Origin of the sequence: Ensifer aridi (assembly GCF_002078505.1) — a bacterium.
Classification (GTDB): domain Bacteria; phylum Pseudomonadota; class Alphaproteobacteria; order Rhizobiales; family Rhizobiaceae; genus Sinorhizobium; species Sinorhizobium aridi.
Map to the genome: position 1 here is coordinate 1 of NZ_LUAV01000032.1, position 19,429 is coordinate 19,429.

Sequence of the window (19,429 nt, forward strand, 5' to 3'; positions counted from 1 at the left end):
TTACACAGCCAGGACCCGTTGCGGTCGTTCAGCTATTTTCTGACTAACGACCGATCCGCGTCCGATTGCTGTCATATCTCAGAGGCAACGCCCCAACCATGCGTGGACGCCAACAGGGTATTGCGCCACAAAGCTTCGCCGCAAATTGAACAGTTGGAACGCGAGAGCCGCGACGTGTTATATTAGCTGGTTGAATATCGTGAGACGCAAGCACGGGGCCTCACGATGGAAGGTCTCGCCCTAGGGAGGGTGGGATTGTGAGCATTGCCTTGACACTCCAGGCATATCTCGATCGCAAGGGCGTCGAGTACGATCTGGTCGAGCATTGGCCGACCAGATCATCGATGTCTACCGCGCGCGGCTGCCACGTCGCAGCCCGCTGCTTAGCCAAAGGCGTCGTGCTGCGCAGACGCGACGGCCATCTTCTGGCCATTCTGCCTGCTTCCCGCCATGTGCAGCTCAGGAAACTTAAAGCGGCACTCGGCGAGGAGCTGACGCTCGCCACGGATCATGAGCTCGATCAGTTGATCCCGGATTGCACACACGGCGCTGTTCCCCCGATCGGCGAATGCTACGGGCTGGACATCATTATCGAGGATGGTGTCTGCGAACAACCGGAGGTTTATTTCGAGGGCGGCGATCACGCCACCCTGGTCCATATGAGCCAGGCACAGTTTGCGCGGCTCACGCGGGAGGCGCTTCATGGGAATTTCAGCGCTCGCAATCGGGGCCCGCGCGCTCGGGGAGATGATCGAGTGATACGCAGTCGGAAGAAGGGCCGGCGGCGCAGTCGAGCTCCGGCCTCGCTTCGACGGACCAATATGAGGTAGGAGGCGGCGATGTCTTACGTTAGCTACGCCAGCCCGGATGACGTTCTGCGGACGATAAAGGACGGCGAGATCGCGATGATCGATCTTCGGTTCGTAGATCTTCCCGGCCTGTGGCAGCATTTCTCCGTGCCGCCAGGCGCCATCAGTGCGGACAGCTTCACCGATGGCATCGGCTTCGACGGCTCGTCCATCCGGGGCTTCCAGGAAATACAGGAAAGCGACATGCTCGTCGTGCCAGATCCGACCACCACGTTCCTGGAACCTTTCACGGAGGAGCCGACGCTGGTCCTGATCTGCAATATTCTCGACCCAGTCAGCGCCCAGCCCTATAGCCGGGACCCGCGCTTTATCGCACAAAAGGCCGAAGCCTATCTCAAGACTTCCGGTATCGGCGATACGGCCTATTTCGGCCCGGAACTCGAGCACTTCGTCTTCAACGAGGTCCATTACGATCAGGGCACCAACTACGGCTATTACGAGATCGACTCCATCGAGGCGAACTGGAGGGCGAGGGACGGAGCCGGTCTCGGGCACAAGCTGCGCCCGAAAGAGGGTTACTTTCCTGTCCCGCCTGCCGACGCCCTTCAGGACGCGCGCACCAGAATGGTGACGCTTCTCGAACGAATTGGCATTGAGGTCGAGGCCCACCACCACGAGGTCGCGACCGGTGGCCAGGGCGAGATCGATATGCGTTTTGCGACGCTGACGCGCATGGCCGACAGCGTGATGATCTACAAATACGTCGTGAAGAATGTCGCGCGCAGCCGCGGCATGACCGCAACCTTCATGCCGAAGCCCCTGTTTGGCGACAACGGCTCGGGCATGCACGTCCACCAGAGCATCTGGCAGGAAGATCGCCCGATCTTCGCAGGCGATGGCTATGCCGGCTCAAGCGAAGTGATGCGCTACTACATAGGCGGGCTCCTCAAACACGCGCCAGCACTGCTCGGCATCTGCGCTCCCACCGTCAATTCCTACCGGCGGCTCGTCCCTGGTTTCGAGGCGCCGGTCAATCTCGGCTATTCACGCCGCAACCGCTCTGCGGCGTGCCGGATCCCGATGTACTCGCTCAACCCCAGAAGCAAGCGGGTGGAGTTCCGCTGCCCGGATCCTTCCTGCAATCCGTATCTGGCCTTCGCCGCCATGCTCATGGCCGGCCTCGACGGCATTCGAAGCCGCATCGATCCGGGAGATCCGATTGACAAGAACCTCTACGATCTGCCGCCGATTGAACGCGCCGCAATCCCTTCGACACCGGCGTCGCTCGGCGAGGCTCTTGATGCGCTTGAGGCGGACTGCAAGTTCCTGCTTGCGGGAGACGTGTTCACGACAGACGTCGTCGAGACCTATGTGGAGTACAAGCGCTCGCACGAGATCACGGAGATACGCATGCGCCCGCATCCCTACGAGTTTCTCCTCTATTATGACGTCTAGTGGCCTTGCAAAGAGGATTTGCCTGGGCGGGATCAGAGCAGGCCCTCTTTCGCGTTTTCCGAGCACTTACTCGGGACAGGGCCCCGCTCGCGAGTGAAGACGAACAGCGCACTGACCCTTCGAAGTTCTTACGGGCCAAAAGTCAAAGCGCGAGCCAGTCGTCGCAACATATTCTAAGCTGGACGCCGCGGCCCGCATCGCCGCTATGCTCGAATCCAGGCATGCACAGTGAATAATCGGGAGCGTTCGCGTGTCTCCCTTGTACGACGCTCAGCCCGACGCCGAAGCGATGGCACAGCGCTCGTGGAGGGTGCAAATCTTACTAAGGGAGATTTCAAATGTTCAGGCATAGCATCGCGGCCGGCGGAGCGGCGTCCGGCTTGCTTTGGCTGCGGCGCTGACCACAGCAGGCTTGGCCGGTTCGGCGGAGGCGGCCAGCATGAAACGCACTATCACCATGGCGCGGTTGAGGCCAAGGGCGGGACGATCGTCGACAAGGAGCCGTTCCCGAGCGCCGCCCTACCGGAAGGTAAGGGCTACGAACTCGAAGCTCCCAATGCCGAGGGCCGGTGGGAGGTATCGACCTACCGCTGGGAGCCCAATCAGATCATCGTGAACCAGGGCGATGAGGTCATGCTCGAGATCCTTGGTGTCAACGGCGCGGAGCACGATCGCCGGCTACGATCTTAGCTTCACCGTCAAGCGCGGCCAGCTCACGACCGTGAGCTTCACTGCTGATAAGGCGCGTCTGTTTGAGTTTCGGTGTGGGACGCACCAGCCGTCGTGGGGAGTTGATCGTGCTGCCGGGCCGTTGCGCGGCGCGACCCCCCCTGACCCGAAGGCACCTGGTGCCACCGTCGCGGTTTTCACACTTGTTAGCCGAGCGTTATAGGTAAAGCAGCCCTCGCCTCAGCGCTATGGCCACAGCGTCGGCGCGGTTCTGCGCATGAAGCTTGGCGAGCACTGCAGCGACGTGGAATTTCGCGGTATGCACCGAGATTTTGAGCTGGCGGGCGATCACCTTGTTCGAGGCCCCGTCAGCAAGCAGCGCAAGCGTCTCCAATTCGCGGGGGCTGAGTGACAGGTTGTGAGGCACGTCGCTCGGCAGCACTGCCTCTTCCGTACCAGCGGTCTCGCTTGCCTCTCCAGCATCAACGGCTGACAGGCGATATCCGGCCGCGACGACCGTCGTCGCGGCAGCGATGAGCGCAGCATCCGCGGAGTGCGGCAGGACAGCATGGATGTTGCCACCCGAGGCTGCTGCACCAAGCACGATATGCGGCGTCGCTGCATCGAGGGGTTCGCCATCGGTCACGACCACATCGAAATTCTCCGGCTGCTCGAGATCGAAAGACGTCGCTATGGCCACCTGACCGCGCTCCCCCAGAGCATGTTCCAATTCCTCCGTTTGCTCCGGATCGGACAGGGCTATCATCACTGTCAGCGGGCGCTCAGCCATCCATCCTCACTGTCGCTCAGGAGCGCGGCCGTGCGCCGACGACGACGTCGAGGCTTCGCGCCTCACCACCGCGCAATATTCCGAGTGCCACCGTTTTGCCGACACTATCGGGACCGATCCGGCGGATCAGGTCCCGCACGCCCTCCACCGTCTCGCCATTCCACGATGTGATGATGTCGCCGAGCACCAGCCCGGCCTTCTCCGCCGGACCGCCCGCCTCGAGGCTCATCACCATTGCGCCCCGCGCCTTCTCCTGACGCACCGGGTGCAACCCTGCTCCGAGATATCCGCGCGGCATATGGCCCTTTTCGGCGAGCGTTGCCGCAACCCGGTCGACCGTTTCGGCCGGAATGACAAGGGCGCGCCGGCGGGGGGCGAACAGGACGAGTCCGATGAAGCCACCCTCGGCATCGATCGCCGCACCGCCCTCGGCGCGCGGGTCGATGCTCGCGGAAAGGCGGATGCGCCGGTCGATCAGGCCGCCACGCATGCTGCGCCAAGCGGGTCCGGCCTCGCTGACAATCCCGAAGCCGGCCAGCGTAGAAGCTTCCCCCCGGCCGACAGCGACGACAAGATTCCCTGCCTCTGTCCGTCCGGCAGGTTTCAGAGCCGGTGCGCGATCAGGCGCATCCGATTTCAGCACCGCGACCCCCGTCGTTGGATCGCGCCCGACGAGTTCGGCCCCCGCGGAGTTGCCGGACGGCAAAGTCAGAGTGATACCTTCCTCGGTCTCGATCGCCTCGCTCGCGGCAACGAACAATCCTTCACGCCAATGGACGGCGCTCGAAGAACTATGGCGGCTGGCATGGACGGCGGCGATCCCCGGAGCGGCGGCGGCGACAAGGCCGGCGATCTCTCGAGAGAAGTCGGCAAGGCTGGCTTTCGGCATGGTCTTTCTCCTCAATCCATCTGAGGAATCTCGCCTGTTTCACCATGCCGTCCAACTGGCCTAACGGCTAGTTTGGCGCGAACTGCCCATCCGGGCAGGTCGCGCCACGCCGGCTCGAGGCGACATCATCGCACTGTCCTCGCCGCTCGTCACAGAGAAAACCAGATCGACGACATTGTCTCGAAGCTCTGCGACGCGCTTAAGCGCGCCGCCTACAGTCTCGCAGTGTAGAGCGTGGGTCGCTCAGCAGGTTCGCGCGCTGGAAGATCAACTTGGCCTTGTGTTTGGCCTCAGCAGCTCAACGGCGGCCATTCGTGCTAGCCAGAGCGGGCGACTGCTCACCATCCACCCACGACACTGATGAAGGCGAATTCTCGACCTATTACGGTCGCCGGTGATGGGCAATGGGAACGTTTGAACTTCGCCACTAAGCGGGTCTCCGCAACCATCCTTTGTTCGGCGTCCCCTGACTATGCTAAAATCCTAATTTACGGAGCTTCGCGAGCCGCAAGTCGTGAAGGCGTGTTGAGAGCGCGAACTGGCTCACTTTCAGACGTTAGGAAGAATTCAACTGTCGCCTCAACCTGAAAGGACAGGCAGGTGGACGTTGTCAGTTGGCTGCGATCACTAGGGCTCGAGCAGTACATCGGGTCGTTTCAGGAGAACGCCATAGACGGTGACATCCTGCGCGATCTTACTGACGAGGACTTACGGAACTTGGGGGTCTCTGCGCTCGGGCACCGCAAGAAGCTTCTTGACGCGATCAGGAGACTAAAAGCTCCCGGCGATGGGCAGCCGTCTCAGGCATCGCACAGGCTGGCTGGCGAGCGCCGGCAGGTGACGGTCCTCTTTGCGGACATAGCTGGATTTACGGCCCTCAGTCGCGAACTCGATGCCGAAGAGCTGCATGATCTCGTCGGCGCTTTCTTCGAGCGTGTCGACCCCATCATCGTTGCGCATGGCGGATACCTGAACAAGCACATCGGTGATTGCGTCATGGGGGTTTTCGGCGCGCCGGTAGCCCACGGAAACGACGCGCTCCGCGCAGTCCATGCTGCCCTGGAGGTGCGCGATGCTGTTTCAGAACTTGCGGAGAGTCACGGCCGCAGGCTTCAGGTTCATTCGGGAGTCGCAGGTGGCCAGGTCATCGCAAGCACGACTGGCAGCGTCGCCCACCACGAATACACCGTGACCGGCGAGTCCGTGAACCTGGCTTCCCGTCTTGCGGCCGCGGCACCGCCTGGTGACATTCTTATTTCCGATGCGGTCATGAGGGCAACGCGCGGCAAGATAGACTGCGTGGACGCTGGCTGGCTGACCATAAAGGGCTTTGCAGAACCTGTGCGGGCGTGGCAGGTACTCCGACGCAGGACGGATGTCCCCACTGGAACGGCCCGCCTCGTCGGCCGCGAGGAGGAGCTTCAGATTTTCAAGGCAGCCGCGGCTGCATGCCGGGCCTCTGGCCGAGGTCAGGCTCTTTACATTCGCGGCGAAGCGGGCATCGGCAAGACCCGTCTCGTGGAGGAGTTCCAGCGTCTCGCACGCGCCGACGGGTTTGATTGCTACTCCGCCCTCGTTCTCGACTTTGGTGGTGGCAAGGGGCGTGACGCGATCGGCGCTCTGGTGCACAGCCTTCTCGGTATCAGCTTAGCCGACGAGCCTTCGGCGAGATGCCGCGCCCTTGAAACGGCGCAGGCCAAAGGACTCGTTGCCGAAGACGAGACGATCTTCCTGAACGATCTCCTCGATCTGCCGCAGCCGTCCGAGCTGCGAGTTCTCGTGGATGCCATGGACAACCAAACGAGGCGGGCGGGCAGGATTACGGCCGCCACCGGCCTGGTACAGCGAATAAGCCGTGATCGGCCTATCCTCATCGTCATCGAGGATCTTCACTGGGCCGACGAGATGACGCTCGCCCACCTCGCGGCAATCGCGGCCGCGTCCGCCCACTGCAAGACCATACTTGCCATGACCTCACGCGGTGAGGGCGACCGTCTTGGTTCCAAGTGGCGCGAACAAGTTGCCGAAGCGCCGCTGGTCACGCTCGATCTCGGACCCCTGCAGCTCGAAGATGCACGTGCGCTCGCGAGCGGACTGCTCGCGACGAACGGCAGCTTCGTTGAACGCTGCGTCGAGCGGGCCGCAGGAAATCCGTTGTTCCTCGAACAGCTTCTCGCCGAGACGCAGCAGAGGGTCGGAACCGTGGAAGTTCCGGGCTCGGTGCAGAGCCTCATGCAGGCTCGGCTCGACCGGCTCGACGGCGATGACAAGACGGCTCTCCAGTCTGCTTCCGTTCTGGGCCAGAGGTTCGAGCTTCGGGCTTTGCGGCATCTCTTGGGGGATTCTCGTTACACGCCAAACAAGCTGTTCGAGCAGCGCCTCCTAAGAGCGCATGGCGAGGCTGTGCTGTTCAGCCATGCGCTGCTTCGGGATGCAGCGTACGAGACGCTGCTGCGGAGTCGGCGACACGACTTGCATCTCGCGGCCGCCGAGTGGTTTGCGGTCAATGACGATCCGGTTTCGCGCGCGGAACATCTCGACCGCGCGGAGGATCTGAGGGCAGCGGCAGCTTACCTGTCAGCAGCTCAGATGCTGGTCGGGAGCTATCGGTACGAAACCGCGCTTCCGCTCGCAGACCGCGGTCTCGAGATCGTCGTTGCCCGAGGCCAGCGTTATGAGCTGGCCCACTCCAGGGCCGAAATCCTTGAACGTCTGGGCCGGATCCGGGAAGCAGTGGCAGCCTACGACCTCGCACTGGCGTCAGCGACCGACGATCGCGATCGGTGCCGCGTCCAGATCGACCGTGCAGGGGCGAGACGCACGATCGACGACATGGACGGAGCCTTCGCAGACCTGGAACAGGCCGAGGACACCGCTTCACGGCTCGGCCTCGTAGCGGAGCTGGCTCGCATACACTTCCTGCGCGGCAATCTTTATTTTCCGAGCGGCAATGCCGAAGGCTGCAGCCGCGAGCACGAGCGGGCGCTGGAGCTGGCGAAGAAGGCGGGTTCGGTCGAGCTCGAGGCGATGGCGCTTGGCGGACTGGCCGACGTCCAGTTCGTCAGCGCCAGAATGGAATCTGCCTACAAGCTTTTTGACCGCTGTGTGCGGCTGGCCCAGGAGCACGGGTTCTTCGGAATTGTTGCGGCTAACCGTCCCATGGCGGCGACAGCGCAATACTACTCAGGTGACACCTCCGCGGCTCTGGATACAGCCTTGCTCGCTATAGATGAGGCGGGGAAGATTGGCCACAAGCGCGGCGAGAGTCTCGCACATAACGCCGCCGTCCTGTGTCACCGCGAGCTGCAACAATACAGCAAAGCGTTCGATCACCTGGGCGCAGGCTTGTCCCTGGTGAAATCTCTTGGTGCAAGGCGTCTCCTGGCGGTCGGTCTATATAATCGCGCCAGCCTGCTGCGACTCACGGGCGACATGGATGGCGCGCTCCAGCAAGTGAACGAGGCGCTCGCAATTGCACGCGAGACAGGAATGGCATTCGCCGGGCCACGCATTTTGGGCGAGCTGGCGTTGATCACGGACGACCCTGAAGTGCGGGCTTCGTCGCTCGCGGAGGCAGAGGAACTACTTGCGAAAGGGGCACCTGTCCTTAATCAACTGGAGTTCAGGAAATCGGCGATCGAAGCCTGCCTCAAGGGAGGCGATTGGGAAGCGGCGGGGCGCCATGCCGAATTGCTTGAGGACTACACCCGTGGCGAACCCCTCCTCTGGTCAGAACGAGTAATCGCACGAGCGCGAGACAGTGTGGCAGAAGGACGACTCCGATCCGGGTCCGCAACTGCAAGGCGTGAGTGATCCGAGGCAAACAAATGCTGGGCTGAACAAGCCCCCGTGTAGTCGTCGACATGGTCGAACCCACAATGCGCCACCTCGTGGCGCCGTCCTTTGGTTCATCATCCACGCATCCCGGCGCGAAGCCATCGACCCGTTCTGCTGCATTGGTCGGCTTCACGCAATCCCGTCGCCCGCATACCCTGCGGTCTGATCTCCCAGCGCGGCAGGTGTCGAAGTTTGGCCAGCGACCGATGCTGTTTGATCGGGCCCGCGACAGCTTTGTGACCTTGCGTGTGGCCCGACTAGGGCCTCTCAATGTCGCCGCTCGACGGCTACAGCCGGGAAAAAGTACTTGCCTTCGGCTATCACCACGTCGTTCAGTCGAGGCTGGCTGGCGACGCAAAGGGCCGATTGGCGTCCACCACGAAGATTGCTAGCTGATCGAGAGCGGCTGTGCCGGCGCTGAAGACCTCCATCGGCGTGTCGGCACCGTGTCCGATCATTGTCGTGCCGGCTTCGGCATAGCTCACTCCGTGGGGCGTTCTCTGGCCGAGCTTGCCGGCCAGTACATAGAAGGCCTCCGATCCCGGATGTGTATGGATCGGTGACTTGAGGCCGGGGGCCGCACCGACGCGGTTGACGCGCAGCAAATACTCGCTTGCGCTGATCGGCGGGACGGGCCCGATCTCGACAACCGTGGTTCCGCCAGGCGTAGAGCCATCCTTCGATCCAAGCGTGAAAAGCCACACCTTGCCCGCGACCTCCGCCGCCAGTGACGTCGGGCCCGCAGCGCCCTGGGCTTGCGTCAGCGTCGGGAAATTTTCCAGCCGCCAGTATAACGGTCCGGAGGGCAGTTCCTTCACCTTCTTCTCGACCACCGGCTCGATGACGAATTTGCGCTCCGCGGACACCGAGGGTGACGTCATCAGTCCGAAAGCACACAGCGCGAACATAAGCACGCCGATACGGCGCGCGCTGATGGATTGCGGCTTCATGATTGGTCCTCCTATTTATGCTTCGTTGGTGGTCGCCCGAGGGTGAATGCGGTGCACGTTCTACAAGCAGACGACCGTGGCGAGGCGCCGCCCTTCAGTCTCGCACTGACAAGGCAGAGCGATGGCCGCCAGCAGCGCAAATATCGTTGCTCGAATGTCGTCGAGAAGTGACGCACGGCAATGGCAGCCGTTGATGGCAAACACCAGACCCGCGCGCATACCATGCGCTCCCCTGAACCGCTGGTCGCGAGTATTTCCGACGGTCATTCTACCACAGTCTTGGAAGCTGAGGGACCATGTCCAGAACGGCTCCATTCGCAACTTCGGCAGATTTCAGACATGATTGGATGACGGAAAGCGTCTGATCACGCGCATGGCCGGTTTTTCCGCTCTGCGCCAAGCCGGAAGTCCTGAAGAGATCGCGACGCTGAAGGGCTTGCCGGCTCGGCTGACGAATGCGCCGATTAACGCCGCATCGCGCATCGAAAATCTATCCGAGTGGCGCCACCATCTGTTGGGAAGGCCCCGGGGCGATTTCACCGCGACTGGCAGTTCCGAGCTGGCGCGGCTCCATAATGAACTCCAGGCGCTTCCGACGCGGCGCAGCAAGACCGCACCACCACCGGTCGTACGTGTGGCAGTGGCCACTGATGCTCCGTGTGCCGGACGGTCCTGTCCTGTCGCTGCTGTCCCGCAACCACCGTATTCGGCACCGCCAGCGACACCACGCTCGCCGAGTTGACGCTGGAGAGCTTCTTCCCCGCCGATGAGACGACACGACGCTTTTTCCTAGCGTCGTTTGATTCCTGACGTCCGGGCCAGGGGCGGTATCCGAGAGAGGCAATGAAGCCGCGTGCTCTGCCCGTTTGCCCCTCAGCGTTCCTCATCATCCAGCATGTGATCCGCCACGCTGTAGCAGTGGCTTGCCTGATACGCGTTCCGGCCCCGGTTCATGTGCGTCAGGTTGAACGCCCGAACGGCCCTCAGCGCTCGCCGCGCCGCTAGAAACTTGCAGATCGAGGAGAAGCCGCGGACCTTGATGCCGAAAATGTCCTCGCCTCGGGGGAAGAAATAGCCGACGTCCGCCGGCGTCACGACACAGCGCTCAAGAAAAGCCTCGTCCACTTGGTTCTGATCGAGTGAATGGTCGGTGGTGAAATCGGAAAGATGCACCAAGAAAAGCGCGCGGATGCCCTCGCCGTCCGCATAGAGCGAGAAAAGCTCCATCCAGCTCGCATTGACGCGAACCAGCGCCTTGCCTGGAGTTGATGGCAGACAGGAGACCGACCAGTAGTGCCGCTCGGTCCGGCGTGGGATCGGGATGCAGTCGCGGCCGTAGCGCCGGAGAACCTCCAGGACCTCAGGCGCCTGCGGGCGGCGCAGCAGCTTCTCAAAACGCGGGACATATTTGAAACGCAGTTCCAGGGACTCCGCGCGCTCGTCGGCGTCGCGCAGGATCGTCTTGCCCTCCATCCAATCGTGCTGCTGCCGGAGATCCAGGAACTGGCGCAGACCGGTGCTACTTGGGCGGCGAGCGGCGCTCATCGGCGGTCCAGCAGTCTGGCCACCGCCTCGCCGACAAGGGCGGGGACGCTTTCGGCATCATCCAGATAGGCACTTTCGAGCAGGCCGTCCGAAAGCGCGACGAGGAGGGAAGCGGTGACGGAAGGCGTTGGATCGCCGTCCTCTGCAAGAAGGCTCTGGAGGCTGTCGTGATACCAGACGCGGCGCGCGTTGATCGCATGCCGCACAGGGCTGGCCGGATCGGGGTATTCGGCCGCCGCGTTCAGGAACGGGCACCCCCGCCAACCTCCCGCGACCACGGCTTCGCTGATGCGCTCCATTATGGCCGAGATCATTTTCCGAGGAGCCTGCTTGGGGAGCGCCGCGACTGCTGCGCGCCCCAGCCGGTCCATCTCTTCGAGATAGGCGACGACGAGGTGATCCTTCGACGGGAAGTGATTGTAGAAGGTCGCCTTGGCGACGCCGGCCTCCGCGATGATCCGGTCGATCCCGACAGCATGGATGCCCGATTCGTAGAAAAGCCGTGTCGCGGTGTCGAGCAACCGGCGGCGCGCAGGACCGGCTTCAGGCGGACTTTCAGATTTTTTTTGCTTCATGGCTTGACCCTAGCAGACAGGTCTGTATATCACAATAGCAGACAGACCTTTCTGTGCATGAGTGCGATGGAGCCGAGGAGACAGCCGAGGTCATCCGCCGGTTCAACCAGGCGTTCCACGAACACGATCCCGCCATCCTCAAAGACTTGGTCGCGCCGGATCGCGTGATGGAGTCGATCCAGCCGGCGCCGAACGGCACGCGCTACGAAGGTTACGACGTGAATCTGGCGCTCTGGCAGGCCTTGGCGGCCGACCGCGTCAACCGCCTCGAGGTCGAAGACACTTTTGCCATGGGCGACCGCGCCTACATCCCCTGGCGCTTCCATTTCGGCGACGGTGGTTCGGTCCGCGGCGCCACCCTGATCCGTGTCCGTGACGGGCGGATCGTTGAGGCCCTGTCCTATGCCAAGGCGCCCGGCCAGTCGGCGCCCTTGCCGGAGTAATCCCCGGCAAGGACGACAAGGCAAGCGAGAGTCGCAAGCATCGTCGTTTTTTTCTGTTCAACCGGAGCCCAGTTCATCATCGGCCACGCGCTTGGGATCGACAGCGGCTTCATCATTCAATGAGGTGAGACAATGACCAGCGACAGCAGCATTACCCGCGGAATCGTGGAACGCTTTCATAACGCATACGAAAAGCATCGCCCCGACGACCTCGATGATCTCATCGGCGAGGGCTGTGTCCTCGAAAATACGGCGCCGGGCCAGGATGGAGCGCGCTACGACGGGCGTGAGGCTTGCCTCGATTTCTGGAAGGGCGTGGCGTCGTCCGCCAACCTCGTCTTCAAAGCAGAGGAGATCTGGGCAAGCGAGGACCGCGGGATCATCCGCTGGCAGCTTCGCTGGGGCGGAGGCGAAAAGGACCGGACCCGAGGCATCAACATCATGCGCGTCCGGGACGGAAAGATCGTCGAGGGACTGGGTTACGTGAAGGGATAACGCCGGACGGTCGAAAAGCAAGGATACGTGAAGGGAGCATAGCGATTGGGGCGCGAGCGCCGCGGCAGGAGACCGGAGCCATGATTATCATCACAGGCCACACTCTGACCGAGTCAGGCACCCGTCCGGCACGATGAACGGCAAGTTTGAGCCCTTTGCGGTCATTCCCGAATCAATTTTGGGCCGGCCAGCGGACATTCAGGTGAACAAGCCGCTTGAGCCCATCGCTGGTTCGCAACGACAGGCACGGAAGGGGGAACCGGACGTTCGCCTTCGCGTGTTGGTGCGACCTACTCCTCAAAGCGACTCGTGCCGTCACGATCACGGTCATATCGTCTCGAGAGCGGAAACGGCGGCAGCCAGGACTCGCGACGGATGGTCCAGAGTTCGTAGGTTGGCCTCAGTTGATCAGGGGCATCCAGGGATCCCAGGTTCACTTCGATTTCGTCTGCGGCGCGTGCGAAAACAGGCGAGCCGCAGCGGGGACAGAAAAACCGCCCGGCGTAGTCGCGTGTTTCGCCATCGATCGTCACCGCATCCTGAGGGAATATCGCGGAAGCGTGAAAAAGGGCCCCGTGATGCTTGCGGCAGTCGAGACAGTGGCAAAGGCCGACCCGGTATGGGAGTCCCGACGCCACAATTCGGATGTTACCGCATAGGCAGCCTCCCGTGAATCGGTCCATGCTGCGTCTCCTATAAGATCAAGCGGGCGGAATGTTTACAGCGATCCCCGTCGGGCGTCCAGGAATAGCAATTAAACGACAGCAAAGGGTCGGAAGTTTCGGTTGAACGAACGTCTCAAAAGTACGCGAACCAGACGTGAGCTGAGCGGCTGCCGAACTTCAGTTTGCGGACCCGTTGCGGACATTCCACCGCGGCGGCAGTGCGGGACGGATCAGGGTGCCTTGCAGCGGTTACAGCCGTTCTTGCAGCAGCTTCTTCAGGGCGCTGATCCGTTCTTCATCCCGCTTGTAGAGTATCCATTGCTTAATCCGTTTTGGGCGCACCAGCCCGGCCTGCGACAATACGCGCATATGTTCGCTGAGAGTGGGCGGGGAAAGACCGAGTTTCTCAGCGATCAGAACCGCGCAGACGCCATCCTCGACAAGATCGCCGTCGGTCTGAGGTGGAAAATGAGCCTGCGGGTTCTTGAGCCACTCGAGAATCTGGAGCCGTCTCTCGTTTGCAATCGCCTTGATGATATCGATCTCTTGCATTTCGTCAGTTTGCCAAGTACCTAATTAATGTCAATACGCGGTAGGAGCGACTTATGAAGGTAGACACGCCGATCACCGCTGAGCGCATTCGCGAGACGGAAGCGCTGATCCGCCCTCATATCCGGCATACACCCGTCCTTCACGTTGACATGATCGACTTTGGCCGCGCACCTCTGCCAGTCGCGCTTAAGCTCGAATGCTTGCAATATACCGGATCGTTCAAGGTGCGCGGTGCCTTCGCCAATCTTCTTGGCAGAGCTGTGCCGGAGGCCGGTGTGGTGGCCGCTTCGGGTGGCAATCACGGTGCCGCGGTCGCCTATGCCGCAAGGCGCCGGGGAATTCCTGCCACGATTTTCGTGCCGACCGTCACCTCGCCGGCCAAGGCAGAGCGTATCCGCAGTTACGGAGCAAAGCTGATGATTGCGGGAGACCGCTATGCTGATGCGCTGGCGGCAAGCGAGGCGTTCTCCACCGAGACCGGCGCGCTGACAATTCATGCCTATGATCAGGTCGAGACACTGATCGGTCAGGGCACGCTCGGGCTCGAAATGGAGCAAGACCTACCCAATATCGATACCGTGCTGGTTGCAGTTGGCGGCGGTGGTTTGATCGGCGGCATCGCCGGCTGGTTTGCCGGTCGTAAAAGAATTGTCGCCGTCGAGCCCGAAGGCTCGCCGACGCTTCATATGGCGCTCGATGCGGGGCACCCAGTCGATGCGCCCGCCGAAGGGATCGCGGCCGACTCGCTCGCTCCGAGACAAGTCGGCGGACTGATGTTTCCTATCGCGCAGGCCTTTGTCGAGCACTCGCTCCTCGTCACCGATGACGAAATAAAGCTGACGCAGGCGTCGTTGTGGGAAGCGGCGCGGATTGCCGTGGAACCGGGCGGGGCGGCGGCGTTGGCTGCATTGCTCGGCGGAAGATATGTGCCTGCGCCGGGCGAGCGTATTGCGGTGCTCGTCTGCGGTGCCAATACGACGGCGGTACGGTTCGGCTGAGGTTCAGTGCCCGGATCGCGGCTGTCGCCCGGATGGCTTGCTCTCGACCCAGCCGAGACGCTCTGAAATTGCGGCCCCGGCTACGGTAGGAGGTAATTTACCTCTGGGTGCTTCTGAGCACCAGCCGCTCGGCATAGGCGCATTGCCCGGCTCGATATAGACGCCGATAGCGTCATAGCTCAAGGCATTGGCAATCGCGGGAACCGTGCCGCGCGCCCGCAGAACGCGATGAGGGTCGAGGCATGGCTAATGCATCCCTCCTTAAAGCTGGTGACCATCACTGCGGTCTGGTGCATGCTGTAGCTGTGCCGCAGAGACAAGGCCTCGTCCACCCGTTGCCAAGTCAGCCCAGCGAGTTTCGGGCGACGCCGGGCCGGGGGCTGGCGGAAAATATGGCCTCGCGCGCCGGAGGCGAGTTGAGGGTACCCACCCGATTACCGGCGCGATCATCAACTTCGAAGTGCTGACGGTGGAAGCGAGAATGACGACGGAGAGGTCGTGTTGGGCGGACCAGCGAGCGAGGTTCAGAGGGATTCACACCGCCTATGGCAGCATGAAGGTCGATGAAATGCAGCGCCTCACGGAACTCTACGCCTCGTACGGGACGGGCGGCGCAAGGCGATCGCAACTACGCAGCAACGTCTCGAGCCATCTGCGTGATTTCGAGCCGGGGCTCTGTACCTCGAGATCAATGCGCGATACGGATCAGGACGACAACGGCGCCAATTCGATCCGGGGCACGGATTCTTTCCGCTCGAAATGCTTCGATCCCAAGCTCTACCGGCGGTGCGTCGACTGGGTCGGTCGAAGAGAGACCTTAGGCGAGCCGACGACGCTTCTCGACTTTATGCGTGGAAACGACGAGGAAGTCGTCATGCTCGCCGATTTCGCCGCCGCCAACGGCGACTGGTCGCTCGCCCGCAAACTGTCGATGGGTTCGCTCATCGGTCCCAACGGAACCTTCCGCTACAAGCCGGGCGAAGTGGTGTTCGAGGCCCGCCCGGTAACGATCATCGACGAGCAGAGGCGGCCACTACCGGCGAGCTTCCTCACACCCTATCCGTGACGGCTGGCGGCTGACCCCCAGCGTCGGCTACAGCTTTTCCGCTATCTGCCTCAGTTTCGTGGCCGCAATCCTGGCTGAGCAGGAACGTCGGCTATTTCGGCGACTATCGCTGCTTCGCCCGCAAGTTCGGGGGGCGCGCTCGGCTGCAACGGCGCGCGCTCGTTCCGGAAGAAGGAAGGGTGCGTTGCGAGTCAAGCCGAAGGTCGCCTACACCACATCACCTTGGCACATTGCGACGCCGCTACGAGAGGACGGCGAAAACCCCATCTGCCAAGCTGCAAATGCTGACAATGGAAGCCGTAACTCTCGCGACGCCGATCGCGGAAGCGCAGCCCGTTACCAACGCAGCCCCGGCGCCTCCTGCCCGGTGCGCTCCACGTATTCGGCATAGCCACCGCCATATTGATGGATACCGCCCGGTGTTAGTTCCAGCACGCGGTTGGAAAGTGCCGACAGGAAACGGCGATCGTGCGAAACGAACAGCATAGTGCCCTCGTAAGCCGAGAGCGCGTTGATCAGCATTTCCTTCGTATCGAGGTCGAGGTGGTTGGTCGGCTCGTCTAGGACGAGGAAGTTCGGCGGGTCGAACAGCATCGCGGCCATCACCAGCCGCGCCTTCTCGCCGCCGGAGAGCACCCGGCATCGCTTCTCGACGTCATCGCCGGAAAAGCCGAAACAGCCGGCCAGCGCCCGGAGCGGCGCCTGCCCGGCCTTGGGAAAGCGTTCCTCCAGCCATTGCAGTATCGTGCTGTCGCCGTCGAGCAGGTCCATGGAATGCTGGGCGAAATAGCCGAGTTTGACGCTGGCGCCGAGTGACACGTTGCCCTTGTCCGGCGTGGTAGTGCCGGTGACCAGCTTGAGCAGTGTCGACTTGCCGGCGCCGTTGATGCCCATGATGCACCAGCGTTCGCGCCGGCGCACCATGAAGTCGAGGCCGTCATAGATCGTCCGGCTGCCATAGGCCTTGTGGACATTCTTGAGGCTGACGACGTCTTCGCCGGAGCGCGGCGCCGGCAGAAATTCGAAGGCGACCGTCTGGCGGCGGCGCGGCGGCTCGACGCGGTCGATCTTTTCAAGCTTCTTCACCCGACTCTGCACCTGCGAGGCGTGAGAGGCGCGGGCCTTGAAGCGCTCAATGAACTTGATCTCCTTGGCGAGCATCGCCTGCTGGCGCTCGAACTGGGCCTGCTGCTGCCTCTCGTTCAGCGCCCGCTGCTCTTCATAGAAGCCATAGTCGCCGGAGTAGGTCGTCAGCGCGCCGCCATCGATCTCGATGATCCTGGTGACGATCCTGTTCATGAACTCGCGGTCATGGGACGTCATTAAGAGCGCGCCGTCATAGCCTTTCAGGAAATCTTCCAGCCAGATCAGGCTTTCGAGATCGAGATGGTTGCTCGGCTCGTCGAGCAGCATGACATCTGGACGCATCAGCAGGATGCGGGCGAGCGCCACGCGCATCTTCCAGCCGCCCGACAGCTTGGCGACATCGCCGTCCATCATCTCCTCACTGAAGCTCAGCCCCGCCAGAACCTCGCGGGCACGTCCCTCCAGTGCATAGCCGTCAAGCTCCTCGTAGCGCGCCTGCACCTCGCCGTAGCGCTCGATGATCGCGTCCATTTCATCCATGCGATCCGGGTCCGACATCGCCGCCTCGAGCTCACGCAGCTCCGCCGCCACGGCGCTTACCGGCCCTGCCCCTTCCATCACCTCGGCGACGGCCGACCGTCCGGCCATCTCGCCGACATCCTGATCGAAATAGCCGATCGTCACGCCCTTCTCGACCGAAACCTGCCCCTCGTCGGGCAGTTCCTCGCCGGTAATCATGCGAAAGAGCGTCGTCTTCCCCGCCCCATTCGGGCCGACAAGACCAATCCTCTCGCCGCGGTTCAACGCTGCTGAGGCTTCGATGTAGAGTATGCGGTGACTGTTGGACTTGCTGATATTATCGATGCGGATCATGTGAGGGAAGGCCTGGTTGGTTGCGCGCACCCCTATGGCACGGGTTGGTTCGGCTGTCACTCAAGTCGGCGGATCCTTCTCGATCCTTGAGTCTGCGCACGGCGTGGCTGCCCTCCCGCCCTGAGCCGAAAAGAAAAAGCCTGCCGCGGGAGGAGGTGCGGCAGGCTTTCCGAAAAGAACCGAACAGCAGCTGGGAGGAGGAATGCCGCTGTTCCTACGGACGTCCCTGGGAGGAGGTGCGGGCCGCCCGAAACACCGAAGCTCTGCGGGAGGAGGTGCATTGCTTCGATGACGCCCATCATACACCAGTTCCGGTCGCCTCATAGGCATCATGCCGCAACGCAGCAATGCATTGGAAGCACGGCTCGGAGGTGGTCCATCACGGACGTCGTGGTGCTCAGCCCCGCAACGGCCGATCGCTAATTTTGGATGAATTCAGGCTATTTCTTTCGAGGTCGACATCCTCGATGCCGAAGGCCCCAGCCCTGATGCGATCTCAGCACAGAAGTCTATGAAGGCCCTCACCTTTGCCGGCGGATGCTTGCGCGACGGATGGAACGCAAACAGCGGAAAGCGCTCACCATGCCAGTCCGGGAACAGGTCGATCAGCGAGCCTCTTGCCAGCGCCTGACCGACGCCCCAGCCGATGACCTGAGCGACGCCTGTTCCCGCCAAACATTCATCCAGCATCGCCTTCGGGTCGGTGAAGGTCAGCGGTCCTGTCGTCGGAACATCGATGGCCTCTTCGCCCCGGATGAACCCCCACTCGAATGGGCGGCGGGTATAGGGATCGAGAAACTGCAGGCATCGATGGCCGGTCAGATCACGGGGATGCGCCGGACGGCCGTGCCGCTCCAGATAGCGGGGCGACGCAACGGTCAGGATCGGCGCTTCGATAAGCTTCCGCGCGATCAGGCTGGCAAAGCGTGGCTGACCGAAACGGACTGCAAGATCGATGCCTTCCGCGACGAGATCGCCGACATGCTCCCTGGTGACGAACTCGATCGACAGATCCGGATAGCGTTCGCAGAATGCCCCGAGCCGGCCAGCCAGAACCAGCGTCAAAAAGAACGGATCGACATTCACCTTCAGTCGGCCGCGCACCGCTGACGCCGCGCCGGCTACGACCACGGCGGCATCCTCGATGGCGTTCAGGTGCGGCTTCACCTCTTCGTAGAAGCGCCGCCCTTCATCGGTCAGCGTCACCGAGCGCGTCGTCCGATCGAGCAGCCGCACGCCGAGGCGTGTCTCCAGGCGGCCGGGACAATGCCGGCCTGGTCATGACCGCCTTCGGCGTCGGCTTCATCTTCATGCGCGTTGTCTTCGGCACGCTGCCCGACAGAATGAGCGGCTATCGCGTCGCCCTCTGTTCGTTGGTGATCGAGGCACTCGGTCAGGCCGTGATCTGGATGGCGCCCAATGAATTGATGGCGCTCGCCGGCGCACTAGTGACCGGGCTTGGCTGCGCGCTGGTCTTTCCCGCTCTTGGTGTCGAAGCGTTGAAGCGGGTGCCTCCCGCTAACCGCGGCAGCGCTATGGGTGCCTTCGTCGCTTTCCTCGACATTGCCTATGGCATTTCTGGCCCGGTCGCTGGTGTCATCGCCGGACAGTTCGGCTACGCAGCCGTCTATCTGTTCGGCGCAGCCTGCGCTCTCATGGGTGCCGCACTCGTCCTGACTGCCCGCTCTTCACAACCCTGACCATCGTTACACAATGCTGGCGAGAGGAACTC

18 protein-coding genes are annotated in these 19,429 nt (G+C 62.2%); 9 read left to right on the forward strand and 9 right to left on the reverse strand.

Annotated features, from left to right (window positions below; genetic code table 11):
- Positions 1-344: 344 nt before the first annotated feature.
- From AYK65_RS22450 to AYK65_RS22460, 3 genes are all read left to right on the forward strand, one after another.
- Positions 345-830 (forward strand): aminoacyl-tRNA deacylase, encoded by a 486-nt coding sequence (locus AYK65_RS22450; protein ID WP_081161335.1) that lies wholly within the window; start codon positions 345-347, stop codon positions 828-830.
- Between the two features lie 9 nt (positions 831-839).
- Complete coding sequence (gene glnA, locus AYK65_RS22455) at positions 840-2,264, forward strand: type I glutamate--ammonia ligase (RefSeq protein ID WP_081160905.1); 1,425 nt, start codon at positions 840-842, stop codon at positions 2,262-2,264.
- A 303-nt stretch (positions 2,265-2,567) separates the two neighbouring features.
- Complete coding sequence (locus tag AYK65_RS22460; protein ID WP_139793317.1) at positions 2,568-2,954, forward strand: hypothetical protein; 387 nt, start codon at positions 2,568-2,570, stop codon at positions 2,952-2,954.
- 196 nt (positions 2,955-3,150) lie between these two features.
- Here AYK65_RS22460 and AYK65_RS22465 read toward each other — a convergent pair whose 3' ends face one another.
- Entirely contained in the window at positions 3,151-3,723 is a 573-nt protein-coding gene (locus AYK65_RS22465; protein ID WP_081160908.1) for a helix-turn-helix transcriptional regulator, read from the reverse strand.
- 16 nt (positions 3,724-3,739) lie between these two features.
- A complete protein-coding gene (locus tag AYK65_RS22470) occupies positions 3,740-4,612 on the reverse strand; it encodes a S1C family serine protease (protein ID WP_081160910.1) in 873 nt (290 codons plus the stop codon).
- A 600-nt stretch (positions 4,613-5,212) separates the two neighbouring features.
- Here AYK65_RS22470 and AYK65_RS22475 point away from each other — a divergent pair.
- On the forward strand, positions 5,213-8,425 hold the full coding sequence (locus AYK65_RS22475; protein WP_081160913.1) for an adenylate/guanylate cyclase domain-containing protein: 3,213 nt from the start codon (positions 5,213-5,215) through the stop codon (positions 8,423-8,425).
- 356 nt (positions 8,426-8,781) lie between these two features.
- Here the strand turns inward: AYK65_RS22475 and AYK65_RS22480 are convergent, their stop codons facing one another.
- The 3 genes from AYK65_RS22480 to AYK65_RS22495 form a co-directional block, all read right to left on the reverse strand.
- Positions 8,782-9,399 carry a cupin domain-containing protein gene (locus tag AYK65_RS22480; RefSeq protein ID WP_081160915.1) on the reverse strand — a complete coding sequence of 206 codons (618 nt, stop codon included), beginning with the start codon at positions 9,397-9,399 and terminating at the stop codon, positions 8,782-8,784.
- 873 nt (positions 9,400-10,272) lie between these two features.
- Positions 10,273-10,944, reverse strand: coding sequence for a hypothetical protein (locus AYK65_RS22490; RefSeq protein ID WP_081160920.1), 672 nt, complete (start codon positions 10,942-10,944; stop codon positions 10,273-10,275).
- Entirely contained in the window at positions 10,941-11,519 is a 579-nt protein-coding gene (locus AYK65_RS22495) for a TetR/AcrR family transcriptional regulator (RefSeq protein WP_081160923.1), read from the reverse strand. The genes AYK65_RS22490 and AYK65_RS22495 overlap by 4 nt, the downstream gene beginning before the upstream one ends.
- Before the next feature lie 53 nt (positions 11,520-11,572).
- Here AYK65_RS22495 and AYK65_RS22500 point away from each other — a divergent pair, with 53 nt between their 5' ends.
- Both AYK65_RS22500 and AYK65_RS22505 read left to right on the forward strand, forming a co-directional pair.
- Positions 11,573-11,962 carry a nuclear transport factor 2 family protein gene (locus AYK65_RS22500; protein ID WP_081160926.1) on the forward strand — a complete coding sequence of 130 codons (390 nt, stop codon included), beginning with the start codon at positions 11,573-11,575 and terminating at the stop codon, positions 11,960-11,962.
- A gap of 132 nt (positions 11,963-12,094) precedes the next feature.
- Entirely contained in the window at positions 12,095-12,457 is a 363-nt protein-coding gene (locus tag AYK65_RS22505; RefSeq protein WP_081160928.1) for a nuclear transport factor 2 family protein, read from the forward strand.
- Between the two features lie 290 nt (positions 12,458-12,747).
- On the opposite strand, the gene AYK65_RS22510 is transcribed toward AYK65_RS22505, so the two are convergent.
- Both AYK65_RS22510 and AYK65_RS22515 read right to left on the reverse strand, forming a co-directional pair.
- A complete protein-coding gene (locus AYK65_RS22510) occupies positions 12,748-13,140 on the reverse strand; it encodes a GFA family protein (RefSeq protein ID WP_081160931.1) in 393 nt (130 codons plus the stop codon).
- Positions 13,141-13,371: 231 nt separating this feature from the next.
- Positions 13,372-13,674 carry an ArsR/SmtB family transcription factor gene (locus tag AYK65_RS22515; protein WP_081160933.1) on the reverse strand — a complete coding sequence of 101 codons (303 nt, stop codon included), beginning with the start codon at positions 13,672-13,674 and terminating at the stop codon, positions 13,372-13,374.
- 53 nt (positions 13,675-13,727) lie between these two features.
- On the opposite strand from AYK65_RS22515, the gene AYK65_RS22520 reads away from it, so the two are divergent.
- Together AYK65_RS22520 and AYK65_RS22525 are read left to right on the forward strand one after the other, a co-directional pair.
- Positions 13,728-14,672, forward strand: coding sequence for a threonine/serine dehydratase (locus AYK65_RS22520; protein WP_081160936.1), 945 nt, complete (start codon positions 13,728-13,730; stop codon positions 14,670-14,672).
- Between the two features lie 481 nt (positions 14,673-15,153).
- On the forward strand, positions 15,154-15,738 hold the full coding sequence (locus tag AYK65_RS22525) for a hypothetical protein (protein WP_139793318.1): 585 nt from the start codon (positions 15,154-15,156) through the stop codon (positions 15,736-15,738).
- Between the two features lie 336 nt (positions 15,739-16,074).
- Here AYK65_RS22525 and abc-f read toward each other — a convergent pair whose 3' ends face one another.
- Positions 16,075-17,697 (reverse strand): ribosomal protection-like ABC-F family protein, encoded by a 1,623-nt coding sequence (gene abc-f / locus AYK65_RS22530; protein ID WP_081160941.1) that lies wholly within the window; start codon positions 17,695-17,697, stop codon positions 16,075-16,077.
- A gap of 435 nt (positions 17,698-18,132) precedes the next feature.
- Positions 18,133-18,933, reverse strand: coding sequence for a substrate binding domain-containing protein (locus AYK65_RS22540; protein ID WP_244560090.1), 801 nt, complete (start codon positions 18,931-18,933; stop codon positions 18,133-18,135).
- 8 nt (positions 18,934-18,941) lie between these two features.
- On the opposite strand from AYK65_RS22540, the gene AYK65_RS22545 reads away from it, so the two are divergent.
- Entirely contained in the window at positions 18,942-19,397 is a 456-nt protein-coding gene (locus AYK65_RS22545) for an MFS transporter (protein WP_275531689.1), read from the forward strand.
- Positions 19,398-19,429: the final 32 nt, after the last annotated feature.

What these genes read in the sequence shown, in the direction of transcription:
- AYK65_RS22505 (WP_081160928.1), top strand. Translation starts at nt 12,095, where the DNA reads ATGACCAGCGACAGCAGCATTACCCGCGGAATCGTGGAACGCTTTCAT.
- AYK65_RS22470 (WP_081160910.1), bottom strand. Translation starts at nt 4,612, where the DNA reads ATGCCGAAAGCCAGCCTTGCCGACTTCTCTCGAGAGATCGCCGGCCTT.
- AYK65_RS22510 (WP_081160931.1), bottom strand. Translation starts at nt 13,140, where the DNA reads ATGGACCGATTCACGGGAGGCTGCCTATGCGGTAACATCCGAATTGTG.
- AYK65_RS22490 (WP_081160920.1), bottom strand. Translation starts at nt 10,944, where the DNA reads ATGAGCGCCGCTCGCCGCCCAAGTAGCACCGGTCTGCGCCAGTTCCTG.
- AYK65_RS22495 (WP_081160923.1), bottom strand. Translation starts at nt 11,519, where the DNA reads ATGAAGCAAAAAAAATCTGAAAGTCCGCCTGAAGCCGGTCCTGCGCGC.
- AYK65_RS22480 (WP_081160915.1), bottom strand. Translation starts at nt 9,399, where the DNA reads ATGAAGCCGCAATCCATCAGCGCGCGCCGTATCGGCGTGCTTATGTTC.
- abc-f (WP_081160941.1), bottom strand. Translation starts at nt 17,697, where the DNA reads ATGATCCGCATCGATAATATCAGCAAGTCCAACAGTCACCGCATACTC.
- AYK65_RS22515 (WP_081160933.1), bottom strand. Translation starts at nt 13,674, where the DNA reads ATGCAAGAGATCGATATCATCAAGGCGATTGCAAACGAGAGACGGCTC.
- AYK65_RS22525 (WP_139793318.1), top strand. Translation starts at nt 15,154, where the DNA reads ATGACGACGGAGAGGTCGTGTTGGGCGGACCAGCGAGCGAGGTTCAGA.
- AYK65_RS22450 (WP_081161335.1), top strand. Translation starts at nt 345, where the DNA reads ATGTCTACCGCGCGCGGCTGCCACGTCGCAGCCCGCTGCTTAGCCAAA.
- AYK65_RS22465 (WP_081160908.1), bottom strand. Translation starts at nt 3,723, where the DNA reads ATGGCTGAGCGCCCGCTGACAGTGATGATAGCCCTGTCCGATCCGGAG.
- glnA (WP_081160905.1), top strand. Translation starts at nt 840, where the DNA reads ATGTCTTACGTTAGCTACGCCAGCCCGGATGACGTTCTGCGGACGATA.
- AYK65_RS22520 (WP_081160936.1), top strand. Translation starts at nt 13,728, where the DNA reads ATGAAGGTAGACACGCCGATCACCGCTGAGCGCATTCGCGAGACGGAA.